This is a genomic window from Mesorhizobium sp. M0808 (genome assembly GCF_040320025.1).
Classification (GTDB): Bacteria; Pseudomonadota; Alphaproteobacteria; order Rhizobiales; family Rhizobiaceae; genus Mesorhizobium.
On the sequence record NZ_JAMYOX010000006.1, the window covers coordinates 13,878 to 30,427 of the forward strand.

The 16,550-nt window shown below is 64.1% G+C and carries 10 protein-coding genes; all 10 read left to right on the forward strand.

Annotated features, from left to right (window positions below; all coding sequences use genetic code 11):
* Positions 1 to 96: 96 nt before the first annotated feature.
* Positions 97 to 1,191, forward strand: a complete 1,095-nt coding sequence (locus NKI25_RS10225) for an ABC transporter ATP-binding protein (RefSeq protein ID WP_352586923.1) — start codon at positions 97 to 99, stop codon at positions 1,189 to 1,191.
* Positions 1,191 to 2,120 carry an ABC transporter permease gene (locus tag NKI25_RS10230; RefSeq protein WP_023675452.1) on the forward strand — a complete coding sequence of 310 codons (930 nt, stop codon included), beginning with the start codon at positions 1,191 to 1,193 and terminating at the stop codon, positions 2,118 to 2,120. Before NKI25_RS10225 ends, NKI25_RS10230 begins: the two co-directional genes overlap by 1 nt.
* The gene (locus tag NKI25_RS10235) at positions 2,113 to 2,922 is read left to right on the forward strand and encodes an ABC transporter permease (protein WP_352998397.1); all 810 of its coding nucleotides are present in this window, start codon (positions 2,113 to 2,115) and stop codon (positions 2,920 to 2,922) included. The genes NKI25_RS10230 and NKI25_RS10235 overlap by 8 nt, the downstream gene beginning before the upstream one ends.
* A 27-nt stretch (positions 2,923 to 2,949) precedes the next feature.
* On the forward strand, positions 2,950 to 3,978 hold the full coding sequence (locus tag NKI25_RS10240; protein WP_352827309.1) for an extracellular solute-binding protein: 1,029 nt from the start codon (positions 2,950 to 2,952) through the stop codon (positions 3,976 to 3,978).
* Between the two features lie 62 nt (positions 3,979 to 4,040).
* Positions 4,041 to 5,237, forward strand: coding sequence for a serine hydrolase domain-containing protein (locus NKI25_RS10245; protein WP_352998398.1), 1,197 nt, complete (start codon positions 4,041 to 4,043; stop codon positions 5,235 to 5,237).
* Between the two features lie 27 nt (positions 5,238 to 5,264).
* On the forward strand, positions 5,265 to 6,446 hold the full coding sequence (locus tag NKI25_RS10250) for a serine hydrolase domain-containing protein (RefSeq protein ID WP_023675456.1): 1,182 nt from the start codon (positions 5,265 to 5,267) through the stop codon (positions 6,444 to 6,446).
* 119 nt (positions 6,447 to 6,565) lie between these two features.
* A complete protein-coding gene (locus tag NKI25_RS10255; protein WP_023675457.1) occupies positions 6,566 to 8,878 on the forward strand; it encodes a Tex family protein in 2,313 nt (770 codons plus the stop codon).
* A 242-nt stretch (positions 8,879 to 9,120) separates the two neighbouring features.
* Positions 9,121 to 10,311 carry an acyl-CoA dehydrogenase gene (locus NKI25_RS10260; protein ID WP_352454106.1) on the forward strand — a complete coding sequence of 397 codons (1,191 nt, stop codon included), beginning with the start codon at positions 9,121 to 9,123 and terminating at the stop codon, positions 10,309 to 10,311.
* 446 nt (positions 10,312 to 10,757) lie between these two features.
* Positions 10,758 to 14,129 carry a transglutaminase family protein gene (locus NKI25_RS10265; RefSeq protein ID WP_352827311.1) on the forward strand — a complete coding sequence of 1,124 codons (3,372 nt, stop codon included), beginning with the start codon at positions 10,758 to 10,760 and terminating at the stop codon, positions 14,127 to 14,129.
* 6 nt (positions 14,130 to 14,135) lie between these two features.
* On the forward strand, positions 14,136 to 16,547 hold the full coding sequence (locus tag NKI25_RS10270; RefSeq protein ID WP_352998399.1) for a circularly permuted type 2 ATP-grasp protein: 2,412 nt from the start codon (positions 14,136 to 14,138) through the stop codon (positions 16,545 to 16,547).
* Positions 16,548 to 16,550 lie beyond the last annotated feature (3 nt).

Sequence of the window (16,550 nt, forward strand, 5' to 3'; positions counted from 1 at the left end):
ATTCAGATGCATGGTTGCCAAGCCGACCGGCATATGCTGACAATCGAATGGGAACTGGATCCGCCAACAAGAGCGGACATGAAAATGGGGAAGTGCGTGCCGGATCAGCCGGGTAAGAGTGCAATCGAAGTCCGCGGCGTCCGCAAGGTGTTCGGTACCGGGGACGCACAAGTCGCCGCTCTCGACACGGTTTCGGTGTCGATCCGCGAGAACGAGTTCTTCACGCTGCTGGGGCCGTCGGGCTGCGGAAAGACGACGCTGCTGCGGCTGATCGCCGGCTTCGACTTCCCCAGCGAAGGCGAAATCCTGCTGCACGGCCACGACATCGCGCCGCTGCCGCCGTTCAAGCGGCCGGTCAACACCGTCTTCCAGTCCTATGCGCTGTTCCCGCACATGACGGTCGCCGAGAATATCGGCTTCGGGCTGGAGATGCTGGGCAAGCCGAAAGCCGAAATCAAGGCGCGCGTTGCCGAGATGCTGAAGCTGGTCAAAATGGAGGCGCTCAGCGGCCGCCGCACCAGCCAGATCTCCGGCGGCCAGCAGCAGCGCGTGGCACTGGCCCGCGCGCTGGCGCCGCAGCCAAAAGTGCTGTTGCTCGACGAGCCGTTGTCGGCGCTCGACTACAAGCTGCGCAAGGAGATGCAGATCGAACTGAAACGGCTGCAGCACCAGACCGGCATCACCTTCATCTTCGTCACCCACGACCAGGAGGAAGCGCTGACCATGTCGGACCGCATCGCTGTGATGTCGGCCGGTAAGATCCTGCAGGTCGGCACGCCCTGGGACATCTACGACAAGCCGGCGGAGCGCTTCGTTGCCGACTTCATCGGCGAAACCAATTTCCTGACCGCAGCCATCACCGACATCGGCAACGGCAAGGCTCGCGCGACCCTCAAATCCGGCGCAACGATCGACGCGACCGTGGCTGAAGGCTTCCAGCCGAAGGATAATGCTACCGTGGTGGTCAGGCCGGAACACGCCAAGCTGACCAGCGGCAAGGGCGACCTTTCGGGAACCATCGAAAACATCGTCTATTTCGGTACCGACACGCATATTCATGTCCAACTGGACAGTGGCGAAGCCTTCACCGTGCGCCAGCAGAACACGCGCAGCGCAGGCTGCGGTTTCGAGCGAGGCGACAAGGTCGGCGTCTCGATCGGCAACGACGCCGCGCAAGTGCTGAGGGATTGATGGCGAGCGCGTTTTCCCAAGCTGCATTGTTCGAAGCAGAGGCGGAGAAGGCCAGCGCCAGGCGCCACCGCCTGCTTTCGTTGCCAGCTTTGATAATCATCGGCATTTTCGGCGTGCTGCCGCTTCTCATCATCGTCATCTATTCATTTCTTGCCGCAGCACCCTATGGCGGCGTGCAGTGGCAATTCTCGACCGACGCCTATCTGAACTTCCTGTTCCAGCGCGACATCTTCGACGACACGCTGCAGTTCACGCCGGATTTCCTGATCATCTATCTGCGCTCGTTCGTCTTCGCCGTGGTGACGACGGTCATCTGCCTGCTGCTCGGCTTTCCGACAGCCTATTTCATGGCCACGCGACCGCCGGCGCAGCGCAACTGGTGGGTGCTGCTGATCACCATCCCGTTCTGGTCGAACCTGCTGGTGCGCACTCTTGCCATCATGTTCATCATCCGCGACGAGGGCCTCATCAACAACGCACTGATGGCTCTGGGGGTGATCGAGAAACCGATCACCATGCTCTACACCAACTTCGCCATCCAGCTCGGCCTGTTATACTCGTTCCTGCCGTTCATGGTGCTGCCGCTCTATTCCAGCCTGGAGAAGCTGGATTTCCGGCTGGTCGAGGCCGCCTACGATCTCTATGCGACCCGTCGGCAGGTGCTATGGCGGGTGATCATCCCGCTGTCGCTGCCCGGCATCATCGCCGGCTGCCTGCTTGTGTTCATTCCGGCCCTCGGCGCCTATGTGACGCCGCTGATCCTCGGCGGCGGTATCCACCTGATGATCGGCGATCTCATCGCCCAGCAATTCGGCTCCGGGCGCAACTGGCCGCTCGGCTGCGCGCAGGCGCTGATCCTGATGGCAGCGGTGCTGGTGGCGCTCTACTTCTATGTCCGTAACACGTCGGGGAAGATGAGGCATGGCTGACCCCCGCAGCGCCGATATCAAGGACCAACCGGGCTTCCGCTCGATCGCCATCATCTGCCTCTGCGTGCTCTACGCGCCGATCCTGATCCTGATGATCTTCTCGCTGAACACCGGGTCTCTGGTCACGCGTTGGGAAGGCATCGGGCTCGGTTGGTATGGCAGTGCGCTGCTCAACCAGGAATTCCACAACGCCGCCAAGAACACGCTGATCATCTCTGTCACCGCCACGATCATTTCGACGATCGCCGCGACGCTGGCGGCGATCGGCATGACCCGGGTCAAGCCGTGGCGCGGGCTGTCGGCCGCCTTCATGGTCATCAACCTGCCGCTGATGGTTCCGGAGATCATCACGGCGGTGGCGACGCTCTCGTTCTTTGCGCTGATCGCGAGCACTCTCGGGCTCAATTTCGGCATAAATCTGATCCTCGCCCACACCGTCTTTTGCATTCCTTTCGCCTATATGCCCATCCGGGCGCGTCTCGAGGACATGGATCTGACGCTCGAAGCTGCCGCGGCCGATCTCTATGCCACGCCCTGGCATGCTTTCCGGCGCATAACGCTGCCATTGCTGGTTCCCGGCATCCTGTCGGGTGGGGCGCTCGCCTTCATCGTCTCCTTCGACGATTTCACCATCACGCAGCTGGTCGCCGGCCCCGGGCAGACGACGCTGCCCCTCTACATCTGGAACCAGATCAGGCGGCCGATGACGCCGGAGATCAATGCCATCTCCACCATCCTGCTGCTGGTGTCGATCCTGTTCGTCTCGATATCGTTCCTGATCGCGCGCCGCCGCGCCAAGTGAGTCAATGGGAAGGCAAAGGAGACTGTGATGTCTAGGAAACTGACGGCTGCCGTTTCGACGGCAGCACTTTTATGGGCAGTACCTGCACTCGCCGATGGTGAGCTGCACATCTACAATTGGGGTGATTACACCAACCCCAAGCTGATCGAGAAATTCGAAAAACAATACAACGTCAAGGTGACGCTGGACGACTACGATTCCAACGAGACCATGCTGTCGAAGGTGCGCGCCGGCAATTCCGGCTACGACATCGTCGTCCCATCCGACTACACCGTGAAGATCATGATCGATGAGGGCCTGCTCGAAAAGACCGAGCCCAATGCGATGCCGAACGGCAAGAACCTCGACCCGCGCTTCGTCGACATCTACTGGGACAAAGGCCGTCACTACACCGTGCCGTGGCAGTTCGGCACCACCGCGTTCGAAGTCAACACCGACAAATACAAGGGCGACATCGACACGCTGGCAATCCTGTTCGACCCGCCGGACGAGTTGAAAGGCCAGATCAACATGCTCGACGATGTCAACACCGTGATGCACGCGGCCGAGCGCTATGCCGGTGTGCCGCGTTGCGGCGCCGACAAGGCCAATCTGAAGAAGGTCAACGACATTCTCATGGCCGCCAAGCCGTCATGGAAGACCTTCAGCTACGACACCATCACCAAGATCACCTCGGGCGATGTGATCGTCACGGAGGCGTGGAACGGCGCAACCTATCGTGCGCGCCAGAAAATTCCGGCGATCAAATACGCCTATCCCAAGGAAGGCATCGAAGGCTGGATGGACAATGTGGCCGTGCTGAAAGGCGCGAAGAACCTTGAAAATGCGAAGCTGTTTCAGGATTTCGTCATGGCCCCGGAAAACGCCGCGCTGATTTCGGAATTCGCCGGTTACGACAACGGCATTACCGGGAGCCACAAATTCCTGCCGCCGGACTTCGCCAGCGCGCCGGAAATCAATCCGCCGGCCGGTGCGCCGACTGCGGAATTTGTGCCACCTTGCCCACCGGAAGTGGTCGAGATCTACAACAAGATCTGGACCAATCTGCGCAAATAGGCTCGACGTGGGATCGATCGAAGGGAGGCTTCGGCCTCCCTTCTTTGCGACAAGGGGATTGGATGAAATCTTATCGCAACAGCGAACCGGCGCCGCCGATCATGCAGGGTTCGCCGCCGCGGATGGTGCCGCCGAAGCTCGACTGGGACCGGCCGCCATGGAACCGCTGGGCGTTTCAGCACATCCGCGAATTTCTGCCGACCGTCGAAGTCTGGCGCGGCAATGGCCATCGGCATCGCTCCGAGCGCGCCGAGGTCGATCTCGACGCGCTGCCGGTGAGCGACAGCATGGGGCAGCCGACGACGCTCGCCGGGCTGCTCGACGAGACCTATACCGACGGGTTTCTCGTGCTCAAGGACAGCAAGGTCGCCTATGAGCGCTACTTCAACGGCATGACCGAGCGCACGCTGCATTTGTCGCAGTCAATGGCGAAGTCGGTCACGGGCTCGGTGTTCGGCATATTGGTCGGGCACGGGGTGATCGATCCCGACTTGCCGGTGACGGCCTATCTGCCGGAGCTGGAAGCGACCGGCTGGGCAGGCGCCAGCGTGCAGCATGTGCTCGACATGACGAGCGGGGTGCGCTTTTCCGAGGAATACACCGACCCCTATTCCGACATCGGCCAGGTCGATGTCGCCACCGGCTGGAAGCCGGTGCCGCCGGGCAGCGATCCGGCCTTCCGCTGGCCATCGCATATGTTCGAACTGATCCTGGGGCTCAAGGAAAAGAGCCGGCCGCACGGCGCTGCCTTCGAATACCGCTCGATCGAGACCGACGTGCTTGCCTTCATCATGGAGCGGGTGAGCGGCAAAAGGCTGGCGCAGCTGATTTCGGAAGAGCTCTGGCAAAAGCTCGGCGCCGATGAAAGCGCCTGCTTCACTGTCGACAGCGCCGGTTATGCGGTCGCCGACGGCGGCTTCAACGCCACGCTGCGCGATTATGGCCGCTTCGGCCAGCTGATCCTCGACAATGGAGGCGGCATCGTGCCGGCCGACTGGATCGAGGCGACGCGCAATGGCAGGCATGGACCGGATTTCAGTCCCAGCCTGCCGGAAGGCAGCTACCGCAACCAGTTCTGGATCGAGGACCCGCGCTCGCGCGCGTTGATGTGCCGGGGCGTGTTCGGGCAGCTGATCCATATCGACTGGGATACGAAAATGGTCGTGGTGAAGCTTTCGAGCTATCCGGATTTCACCAACATCGGCTATTCGGTGGCGACCTTGAAAGCCGTGCATGCCATTGCCGCTGCGCTCGCCTGAACCTCAAAGAAAATCCGCAGGACCACCATGACCGGCAAGACCGCGTTCGAGACCAGATACGGCTTTCGCCGCAATGAGGTTCTGCTCGGCAACTGGCGGGAAAGCCCGTTCAGCCGGTGGTCGTTCCAGAATGTCGGCGAGCTGGTGCCGAGCGCTGCCGTGGCGGCACAGCCGGGCAGCAGCGAGGCGCCGGCGCAGGATTTCGGCGGGCTACTTGGCGAAAAGGTCGCTCTTGCAGGCGGCGCGGAGACGGTCGCGGCGTTTCTCGCGCGCTCCGATACCGACGCGCTGACGATCATGAAACGCGGCAAATTCGTCGGCGACTGGTTCGCGCCGCATATGGAGTTTGGGGCGCGCCACATCGTCTTTTCGATCAGCAAGTCGCTGACCGCCATTGTTGCCGGCACATTGGAAGGCGAGGGGATTTTCGATCCGCAGGCACCGGTAAGCCTCTATCTGCCCGAAGCCGCCGGCTCGGCCTATGGCGATGCGCGTGTGCGGCACGTGCTCGACATGAGTGTCAGCCTCGATTTCGAAGAGGCCTATCTCGATCCGGAAAGCGCCTTCGCCCGCTACCGCCGCGCCATGCTGTGGAATCCAGGCGGGGGCATCGAGAGCCTGGCCACTTTCCTCATGACGCTGCAGGGCCTGGCCGAGCCGCATGGCCGGACTTTCCGCTACCGCTCGCCCAATTCCGACCTGCTCGGCATCCTGCTCGAACGCGCGTCGGGCCGGCGCTTCGCCGATCTGATGCGCGAAAAATTATGGGCGCCGCTCGGCGCCGTCGGCGATGCCTCGGTGACAGTCGACATGGAAGGAACGGCGCGCACCGCCGGCGGCATTTCGGTGACACCGCGCGACCTCGCACGCGTCGGCGAGATGATGCGGCAAGGCGGCACGGCCAATGGCCGCCGCGTCGTGCCGGAAGCCTGGGTGCGCGACACGGCCGAAACTGGCGGTGACGCCGAGGCCTGGCGGCGCGGCACGATGGCGTTCCTGTTTCAGCGTGGCCGCTACCGCAACAAATGGTACCAGACGGGCGCCGCAAGCGGCGCCTTCTGCGGCATCGGCATCCACGGCCAGTGGCTTTACGTCAATCCGAAGGCCGAAATGGTAATCGCAAAAATGTCGTCGCAGCCGGTACCGGTCGACGATCCGCTCGATCTGGATATGACTTCTTTCTTCGAGGCGCTGAGCCGGATGGTCTGATCCATCCAGACAGCCCGACCTTTCCTGTGGACCTCTCGCCGGGTTGAAAATGGCGCAGTTGGCGCGGCAGTGCTCTGCGCCTATGGTCGCTGCTCGTTTCGACTAGCGACAGGTACGACATGGCAGCCGACATCAAGCGCATCGCAACCATCATAGCCGCCGAAATCGGCGCGCGGCCCGAACAGGCTGCGGCGGCGATCGGCTTGCTCGACGACGGCGCGACCGTGCCGTTCGTGGCGCGCTACCGCAAGGAGGTCACCGGCGGCCTCGACGACACGCAGCTGCGCGACCTTGCCGAGCGGCTGGCCTACCTGCGCGAACTCGACGCGCGCCGCGACACCATCCTTGGTTCGATCCGCGAGCAGGGCAAGCTGACCGACGAGCTCGAGGCAAAGATCGCTGCGGCCGGCACCAAGGCCGAACTCGAAGACATCTATCTGCCTTACAAGCCGAAGCGCCGGACCAAGGCCGAGATCGCACGCGAGCGCGGGCTCGGGCCTCTGGCGGAAGCTATTCTCGCCGACCGTACGGCTGTACCCGCCGAGCTGGCGCTGGCCTACATCAGCGAAGACGTGGTCGATACCAAGGCGGCGCTCGAGGGTGCGCGCGACATCCTGTCCGAACAGTTCGCCGAGAATGCCGATCTGGTCGGCAGATTGCGGACCTACATGAAGGAACGCGCCTTCCTGCGGTCGCGCGTCGTCGACGGCAAGCAGGAGGCGGGCGCGAAATTCTCCGACTATTTCGACCATGTCGAGCGCTGGGCCAACGTGCCGAGCCATCGCGCGCTGGCCATGCTGCGCGGCCGCAACGAGGAGGTTCTGTCGCTCGACGTCGAAGTCGATGCCGATGACGCCTCTCCGGTGAAACCGGTTGAGCGGATGATCGCCGACGCCTACGCCATCGGCCGCCAGTTGCCGGGAGACCGCTGGCTGATGGAGGTCGCCGGCTGGACCTGGCGCATAAAGCTGTCGCTGCACCTGACGCTCGATCTGATGCGCGATCTGCGCGAGCGGGCCGAAGAAGAAGCCATCCATGTCTTCGCCCGCAATCTCAAGGATTTGCTGCTTGCCGCGCCTGCCGGCTCGCGGCCGACGATGGGGCTCGATCCGGGCATTCGCACCGGCGTCAAGGTGGCGGTGGTGGACGGCACCGGCAAGCTGCTGGCGACGACAACGGTCTATCCGTTCCCGCCGAAGAACGATGTCCGCGGCACGCAGGCCGAACTGGCCAAGCTCATCCGGCTGCACAAGGTCGAGCTGATTTCGATCGGCAACGGCACCGGCAGCCGCGAGACCGAAAGGCTGGTGGCCGACATGCTGGCTGACATGCCTGCCGGGTCCGGGCCGAAGCCGCTCAAGGTGATCGTCAGTGAAGCCGGCGCCTCGGTCTATTCCGCCTCGGCAACGGCGGCGGCGGAATTTCCCGGCCTTGACGTGTCGCTGCGCGGGGCAGTGTCGATCGCGCGGCGCCTGCAGGATCCGCTCGCCGAACTGGTCAAGATCGAGCCGAAGTCGATCGGCGTCGGCCAGTACCAGCACGACGTCGATCAGTACCGCCTCGGCCGCTCGCTGGAAGCGGTGGTCGAGGATGCGGTCAACGCCGTCGGCGTCGATCTCAACACGGCCTCAGCGCCGCTTCTGGGGCGGGTTTCGGGTCTCGGCGCATCGCTGGCCGAGGCGATCGTTGCGCATCGCGATGCCTCCGGCCCGTTCGCCAGCCGTCGCGAACTGTTGAAGGTCTCCCGCCTTGGACCCCGCGCGTTCGAGCAATGCGCCGGCTTCCTGCGCATTCCAAACGGCAGCGAACCGCTCGATGCGTCAGCGGTGCATCCGGAAGCCTATGGCGTGGCCAAGAAGATTGTTGCGGCCTGCGGGCGCGACGTCCGCTCGCTGATGGGCGACAGCGCCGCACTCAAGGCGCTCGATCCGCGCGTCTTCGTCGATGAGCGCTTCGGCCTGCCGACGGTGCGCGACATCCTGGCGGAGCTGGAAAAGCCCGGCCGCGACCCGCGCCCCGGCTTCAAGACCGCGACTTTTGCCGATGGCATCGACGACATCAAAGATCTGAAGCCCGGCATGCAGCTTGAAGGCACTGTCACCAATGTCGCCGCCTTCGGCGCCTTCGTCGATATCGGCGTACACCAGGACGGACTGGTGCACGTCTCGCAACTAGCCGACCGTTTCGTCAAGGACGCGCATGAGGTGGTCAAGGCCGGCGACGTGGTCAAGGTGCGTGTCGTCGACGTCGATATCAAGCGCAAGCGCATCGGTCTGTCGATGCGCAAGGATGGCGACGCTGGCGCACCGAAGCCGCGCGACAATGGCAGCAGGCCGGTGCCGCGCGCGCCCGCGCCCCAACGCCAGCCGGAGCGGCCGGTGCAGCAGGGCGCGTTCGGCGCCGCTTTGGCCGATGCGTTGAAGCGGAAGTAATTTCGCGAGCCGGGCTGCGCCGCCAGGTCAGACGGCGGCGCTCGACATTGATCATCCATCACCAATGCTCATGGATCGGCGAAGCTATTTCGTTTGATTTTTTCAGGACGGGAGCCGATAAGCCGCGCGTTTCAAGATTTCTGTTTCGATGCATGTCGTTATCTCCAAGCTGCCGAACACCCTCGGGTCAGGCCCGCGGGCAAGCTTTGGGCGACATGCATGAGTTTGGGAGACCGAGAGCCATGGCCGCCGACAAGAACGCATTCGTCTGGGATGATCCTTTCCTGATCGAGGACCAGCTTTCGGAGGACGAGCGCATGGTGCGCGATGGCGCCGCGGCGTTTGCCGCCGACAAGCTCGCTCCGAAGATCGAGGAAGCCTATCTCGAGGAGAAGACCGACGCCGGGATCTTTCGCGAAATGGGCGAGGCCGGTCTGCTCGGCATCACCATCCCAGAAGAATATGGCGGGCTCGGCGCCAACTACGTCACCTACGGGCTGGTCGCGCGGGAAGTGGAGCGGATCGACTCGGGCTATCGCTCGATGATGAGCGTGCAGTCGTCGCTGGTAATGTATCCGATCCACGCCTATGGCTCGGAAGAACAGCGCAAGAAATACCTGCCGAAGCTGGCGTCGGGCGAATGGATCGGCTGCTTTGGCCTGACCGAACCTGACGCCGGTTCCGACCCGGGCGGCATGAAGACGCGGGCCGAGAAGACCGCGAGCGGCTACAGGATCTCCGGCTCGAAGATGTGGATTTCCAACGCGCCGATCGCCGACGTGTTCGTCGTCTGGGCAAAATCGGCCGCGCATGACAACGAGATTCGCGGCTTTGTCCTGGAAAAGGGCATGAACGGGCTGTCGGCGCCGAAGATCGGCGGCAAGCTGTCGCTGCGAGCCTCGATCACCGGCGAAGTGGTGATGGAGGGCGTCGAGGTCGGCGAGGACGCGCTGCTGCCCAACGTCTCGGGTCTCAAGGGACCGTTCGGCTGCCTCAACCGGGCGCGCTACGGAATTTCCTGGGGCGCCATGGGCGCGGCTGAGGATTGCTGGCACCGCGCCCGCCAGTATGGCCTCGACCGTAAGCAGTTCGGCAAGCCGCTGGCCGGCACGCAGCTTTTCCAGAAGAAGCTCGCCGACATGCAGACCGAGATCGCGCTCGGCCTGCAGGGCAGCCTGCGCGTCGGGCGGCTGATGGATGAAGGCAAGATGGCGCCGGAGATGATCTCGCTCGTCAAGCGCAACAATTGCGGCAAGGCGCTCGACATCGCCCGCCAGGCCCGCGACATGCATGGCGGCAATGGCATCCAGATAGGCTACCACGTCATGCGCCACGCCCAGAACCTGGAAACCGTCAACACCTATGAGGGCACGCATGACGTGCATGCGCTGATCCTCGGGCGGGCGCAGACCGGGTTGCAGGCGTTCTTTTAGCATTGGCAGGTGTCCTCCGCTTCCAGCGCCACTGCTTGGCATCTCCCCTCGCAAGGCGGGAGATCGGCAATTTTCGCCAACGGCGCCACATTTTGTTCTTGCTTTGTGCCGGCAGCTATGCTACTAATTTCGCTATGGTGCTAATTCGCACCGACGACCCGCTCACCGAGGCGGGTTTTTCTTTTCAGCTCTTTTCGACCAAGCATCGCGGGTGCTGCTGACATCAATGTCGGCGGGAAGCGCCCGGTGCTGACCCGCCGGCCTTCGGCTCTGCACCGTTGCAACGTCTTGCCGCCACGCCACGGAATCCCAGGTCGGCGCTCCGTTTCGTGAAGCTGTGAAAGCTGCTTAATTTAGGTGCAGCGCAACATCTCTGCTTGGAGAATGGTCAGCATTCGTGTCAGGGTTCAGCGAACTCCTTTTGAAACGCCGACTTCAGGGGCACCATGGCAATTCTGGCAGCCGTCTATCACCTGACCCACTACAAATACGACCGGCCGGTCGTCTTGGGCCCGCAAGTCATAAGGTTGCAGCCTGCGCCGCATTCCCGCACCAAAGTGCTCAGCCATTCGCTGAAGGTCGGGCCGGCAAACCACTTCGTCAATTTGCAGCAGGACCCCTACGGCAATTTCCTTGCCCGTTTCGTCTTTCCCGAGCCGGTGACGGAGTTGAAGATCGAGGTCGATCTCGTTGCCGACATGACGGTCTACAATCCGTTCGATTTCTTCGTCGAACCGTCGGCCGAGACGTTTCCGTTCGAATACCCCGAAGAGATCCGGGACGATCTGACCATCTACCGAACGCCGGAACCGGCGGGGCCGCTGTTGGAGGCATTCCTGAAAACCCTCGCGCGCCACCCGACCAACACCGTCAATTTTGTCGTCGACCTCAATGCGCGGCTGCAGCGCGAGATCGCCTATATCGTGCGCATGGAAACCGGCGTCTTCTCGCCCGAGGAAACGCTGGCCGCCGGCAAGGGGTCGTGCCGCGATTCCAGCTGGCTCCTGGTGCAGATACTGAGGAACCTCGGCATCGCCGCGCGTTTCGTCTCCGGCTACCTGATCCAGCTCAAACCCGACCTCGTTGCGCTCGACGGGCCGCCCGGCACGGCGACCGATTTCACCGACCTCCATGCCTGGTGCGAGGTGTATCTGCCGGGCGCCGGCTGGATCGGCTTCGACCCGACCTCCGGCCTGCTCACCGGCGAAAGCCATGTGCCGCTCGCGGCAACGCCGCATTTCCGCAATGCCGCGCCGATCTCCGGCATGGCGAGCTTCGCCAATGTCGAATTCGGCTTCGACATGCGGGTAGACCGCATCGCCGAGCATCCGCGCATCACCAAGCCGTTCTCCGACGAGAGCTGGCAGGCGCTGGACGCGCTGGGGGTCCAGGTCGATGCTGCGCTCCAGGCCGGCGACGTGCGGCTGACCATGGGCGGCGAGCCGACCTTCGTCTCGATCGACGATTTCGAGGCTGCAGAGTGGAACACCGCCGCCGTCGGGCCGACCAAACGCGAAAAGGCCGACGCGCTGATCCGCCGGCTGCGCGAACGCTTCGCGCCGGGCGGCTTCCTGCATTACGGGCAAGGCAAATGGTACCCCGGCGAAAGCCTGCCGCGCTGGACCTTCTCGCTCTACTGGCGCACCGACGGCGAGCCGGTGTGGAGCGACCCGTCGCTGATCGCGCATGAAAAGAGCGAGGCGGATGTCGGACCGAAGCAGGCCGAAGGCCTGCTGACGGCGATCGCCGACGAACTCGGCATCGACAAGACCATGGTCAGCGAAGCCTATGAGGATCCGGCCGAGTGGCTGCTCAAGGAAGGCAAGCTGCCTGACAACGTCGATCCTTCCAATTCGAAGCTGGAGGATCCGGAGGAGCGCAGCCGCATGGCGCGGGTGTTCGAACGCGGGCTGACCAAGCCGTCGGGCTATGTGCTGCCCGTCCAGCGCTGGAACAGCCAGGCTTCCGGACCGCGCTGGCGCTCGGAGAAATGGAAGACGCGGCGCGGCAGGCTGTTCCTGGTGCCCGGCGATTCGCCGGTCGGCTACCGCCTGCCGCTCGGCACGCTGCCCTATGTGCCGCCGGCGCAGTTCCCCTACATAGTCCCGGTCGATCCATCGCTGCCGCGCGGACCACTGCCGGCGCGTGAGGCGATCTTGCCCGGTTCTGCTTCGTCGCCCGCTGCGGCCGAACTGGAGGGCGCCGACGAGATGGCGCGACGCCAGCAGGCGGTCTCCTTTACGGCCGTTACTGGCCAGCAGGACCGCGTTGAACAGGAGATTACCGAGATCGGCGGCGCCGTGCGCACGGCCCTTTCGGTCGAGCCGCGCGACGGACGGCTTTGTGTGTTCATGCCGCCGGTCGAGGCGCTGGAGGACTATCTCGAACTGGTGGCGGCGGCGGAGAAGGCGGCAAGGGCGATCGGCCTGCCGGTGCACATCGAGGGCTACGGCCCGCCGCACGATCCGCGCCTCAATGTCATCCGTGTCGCACCCGATCCCGGCGTCATCGAGGTCAATATCCACCCCGCCGCGAATTGGCAGGATTGCGTGGCGACGACCACGGCGATCTACGAAGAGGCGCGGCAGACGCGGCTTGGCGCCGACAAGTTCATGATCGACGGCCGCCACACCGGCACCGGCGGCGGCAACCACGTCGTCGTCGGCGGCGCCACGCCCAATGACAGTCCGTTCCTGCGCCGCCCCGACCTGTTGAAGAGCCTGGTGCTGCAATGGCAGCGACATCCGTCGCTGTCCTACCTTTTCTCCGGCCTGTTCATCGGCCCGACCAGCCAGGCGCCGCGCTTCGACGAGGCACGCCACGATTCGCTCTACGAACTCGAAATCGCGATGGCGCAGGTGCCACATCCGGACAAGGGCGCGGCACCCCTGCCGTGGCTGGTCGACCGGCTGTTCCGCAACCTTCTGACCGACGTGACGGGCAATACGCATCGCTCGGAAATCTGCATCGACAAATTGTTTTCGCCGGACGGGCCGACCGGCCGGCTCGGGCTGGTCGAATTCCGCGGCTTCGAGATGCCGCCCAACGCGCGCATGAGCCTGGCGCAGCAATTGCTGGTGCGCGCCATCATCGCCCGGGCCTGGAAGAACCCGCTCGACGGCCGCTTCGTGCGCTGGGGCACCTCGCTGCACGACCGTTTCATGCTGCCGCATTATGTCTGGGGGGATTTTCTCGACGTGCTGGACGACCTCAAGCTGAACGGCTTTGCGTTCCGTCCGGAATGGTTCGACGCCCAGCTCGAATTCCGCTTCCCGTTCTGCGGCGAGGTCCAGCATGCCGGCGTCAAGCTGGAGCTCAGGCAGGCGCTCGAGCCGTGGCACGTGATGGGCGAGCAAGGCGCGATCGGCGGCACCGTACGCTTTGTCGATTCCTCCGTCGAAAGGCTGCAGGTGAAGACCGATGGGCTCAACCCGGAGCGTCACGCCGTCGTCTGCAACGGCCGCGTAGTGCCGATGAAGGTGACCGACAACCGCGAGATCGCAGTGGCCGGCGTGCGCTTCAAGGCCTGGCAGCCGGCGTCGGGCCTGCATCCGGCGCTACCGGTCAACACCCCGCTGGTCTTCGACATCTATGACCGCTGGTCGGGCCGCGCGGTCGGCGGCTGCGTCTACCATGTGGCACATCCCGGCGGGCGCAGCTACGACACCTTCCCGGTCAACGGCAACGAAGCGGAGGCGCGGCGGCTCGCCCGCTTCGAACCACGTGGCCATACGCCGTCCAGCTATGTGCTGTGCAACGAAGAAGCCTCTGAAGATTTCCCGATGACCCTTGACCTTCGGCGGCCGCAAAGACTCTGATCAGCCATGGCGAAGGGGAATCACAAAAGGCTGCGCAGCAAGCCGCAAACCCACAGTCTGCTGGAGCACTATCAGCCGATCGAAGGCGTCGTCGACGAGATGGTCGATGCGTCGGGCAATCCGCGGCCGGCGTGGCGGCACTTCATCGAGGCGCTGGAGGACCTGGGTCCGGAAAAGCTTGCCCAGCGCTTCGCCCGCGCCGACCAGTACCTGCGCGATGCCGGCGTCTATTACCGCGTCTACGACAAGGCCGGCGCCAACGAGCGGGAATGGCCGCTGGCGCATGTGCCGCTGCTGATCGAGGAGCAGGAATGGGCTGGTATCAGCGCCGGCCTGGTCCAGCGCGCCGATCTGTTCGAGGAGACCATCGCCGACATTTACGGTCCGAACCGGCTGGTCGAGAAAGGCATTCTACCGGCCGGATTGATCGCGGCCAGCCCCGAATATTTGCGGCCGGTCGTCGGCACCAGGCCGGCCAGCGGCCATTTCCTGCATTTCTGCGCCTTCGAGCTCGGTCGTGGCCCGGACGGCCGCTGGTGGGTGCTTGGCGACCGCACACAGGCGCCGTCGGGCGCCGGCTTCGCGCTGGAGAACCGCGTCGCCACTACGAGGGCGCTGTCCGACATCTACGGCGAGATGCATGTGCACCGCCTGGCCGGCTTCTTCCGTCGCTTCCGCGACGCGCTGATCGGCATGGCCAAGCAAGCCGGCGGCCGTGTCGCCATCCTGACGCCGGGACCGCTGAACGAAACCTATTACGAACATGCCTATATCGCCCGCTATCTCGGCATCATGCTGCTCGAGGGCGAGGACCTGACCGTCTCGGGCGGCAGGCTGATGGTGCGCACGGTTTCGGGGCTGATGCCGGTGAGCGTCTTGTGGCGGCGGCTCGACGCCGCCTTTGCCGATCCGCTTGAATTGCGGCCGGACTCGCAGATCGGCACGCCGGGGCTGGTCGAAGCGGTCCGGCAAGGGGCGGTTTCGGCCGTCAATGCACTGGGTTCCGGCCTGATGGAGACGCGCGCGCTGCTCGCCTTCCTGCCGAAGATTTCGCGCGCCCTGCGCAATGAGGAACTGCTGCTGCCGACGGTCGCGACATGGTGGTGCGGGCAGGAGACGGAGCGTGAGCATGTGCTCGCCAATATCGATAGCATGGTGATCGGCCCGGCGCTGTCGACGCGGCTTGCCTTCGAGGACGACGGCTCGACCAAGCTCGGGTCAGCGCTGTCGGTCGAGGAACGGGCCGAACTCGTCGCCAGGATCGAACGGGACGGCGGCGACTTCGTCGGCCAGGAAGCGGTGACGCTGTCGACCACGCCTGTCTATGTCGGCGGCTGGCTGGAGCCGCGGCCGGCAAGCCTGCGCGTCTATCTGGCGCGGACGCCGGAAGGCTGGACGGTGATGCCGGGCGGCTTTGCCCGTGTCGGCTTCTCGCTCGACCCGACCGCCATCGCCATGCAGCGCGGCGGCCAGGCGGCGGATGTCTGGGTGGTCAGCGACAGGCCGGTCGAGCGCGAGACGCTGCTGCCGCAGGAGCACGACAGCTTCACCCGAACCTTGCCCGGCAGCCTGCCCAGCCGCGCGGCTGAGAACCTGACATGGCTCGGCCGCTATATCGAGCGGTCGGAAGACACGGTGCGCATCCTGCGCGCCTACCATGTGCGGCTGGCCGAGACATCCGATCCCGAGATGCCGCTGCTCGCCGATATCAGCGACTATCTCGCGCCGTTCGGCATCGACGTCGAGACGGCAATCCCATTGGGGCTCATCGGCACGCTGGACAGCGCCGTTTACAGCGCCGGGCAGATCCGTGACCGCTTCTCGCCCGATGGCTGGCTGGCATTGAAGGATCTGTCGAAGACCATCCATCAATTTGCCGCGACAGTGGCGCCGGGCGACGACGCGACAAGGGCAATGACGGTCATCCTGCGCAAGCTGGCCGGGTTTTCCGGCCTGCTGCACGAGAACATGTACCGCTTTGCCGGCTGGCGTTTCCTGGAAATCGGCCGCAGGCTCGAACGCGGCATCCAGATAGCCCGCACGCTCGCCCGGCTGACCAGAGCCCAGGCGCCGGAAGGTGCGCTCGACATGATGCTGGAGATCGGCGACAGCGTCATGACCCACCGTCGGCAATATCCGGTGCAGGCGGGACGGCGCACGGTGGTCGACCTTTTGGCCCTCGATCCGCTCAACCCGCGCTCAATCCTTTTCCAGCTCGAACGGCTGAAGGCCGAAATCGCGCTGCTGCCCGCTGTCGGCGCTGAAGGCCATATGTCGCCGGCGGCCAAGGAAATCCTGCAGCTCAACACGTCGATCGCCATCAAGGAGCCCTCGGACATGACGGCCAAGGCCCTCGGCGATCTCGCCAATGAAATCGGCGGGCTCTACAACAGCCTCGCCAAAGCCTATTTCGGGTAGAGA

What these genes read in the sequence shown, in the direction of transcription:
- NKI25_RS10265 (WP_352827311.1), top strand. Translation starts at nt 10,758, where the DNA reads ATGGCAATTCTGGCAGCCGTCTATCACCTGACCCACTACAAATACGAC.
- NKI25_RS10235 (WP_352998397.1), top strand. Translation starts at nt 2,113, where the DNA reads ATGGCTGACCCCCGCAGCGCCGATATCAAGGACCAACCGGGCTTCCGC.
- NKI25_RS10260 (WP_352454106.1), top strand. Translation starts at nt 9,121, where the DNA reads ATGGCCGCCGACAAGAACGCATTCGTCTGGGATGATCCTTTCCTGATC.
- NKI25_RS10270 (WP_352998399.1), top strand. Translation starts at nt 14,136, where the DNA reads ATGGCGAAGGGGAATCACAAAAGGCTGCGCAGCAAGCCGCAAACCCAC.
- NKI25_RS10230 (WP_023675452.1), top strand. Translation starts at nt 1,191, where the DNA reads ATGGCGAGCGCGTTTTCCCAAGCTGCATTGTTCGAAGCAGAGGCGGAG.
- NKI25_RS10240 (WP_352827309.1), top strand. Translation starts at nt 2,950, where the DNA reads ATGTCTAGGAAACTGACGGCTGCCGTTTCGACGGCAGCACTTTTATGG.
- NKI25_RS10245 (WP_352998398.1), top strand. Translation starts at nt 4,041, where the DNA reads ATGAAATCTTATCGCAACAGCGAACCGGCGCCGCCGATCATGCAGGGT.
- NKI25_RS10250 (WP_023675456.1), top strand. Translation starts at nt 5,265, where the DNA reads ATGACCGGCAAGACCGCGTTCGAGACCAGATACGGCTTTCGCCGCAAT.
- NKI25_RS10255 (WP_023675457.1), top strand. Translation starts at nt 6,566, where the DNA reads ATGGCAGCCGACATCAAGCGCATCGCAACCATCATAGCCGCCGAAATC.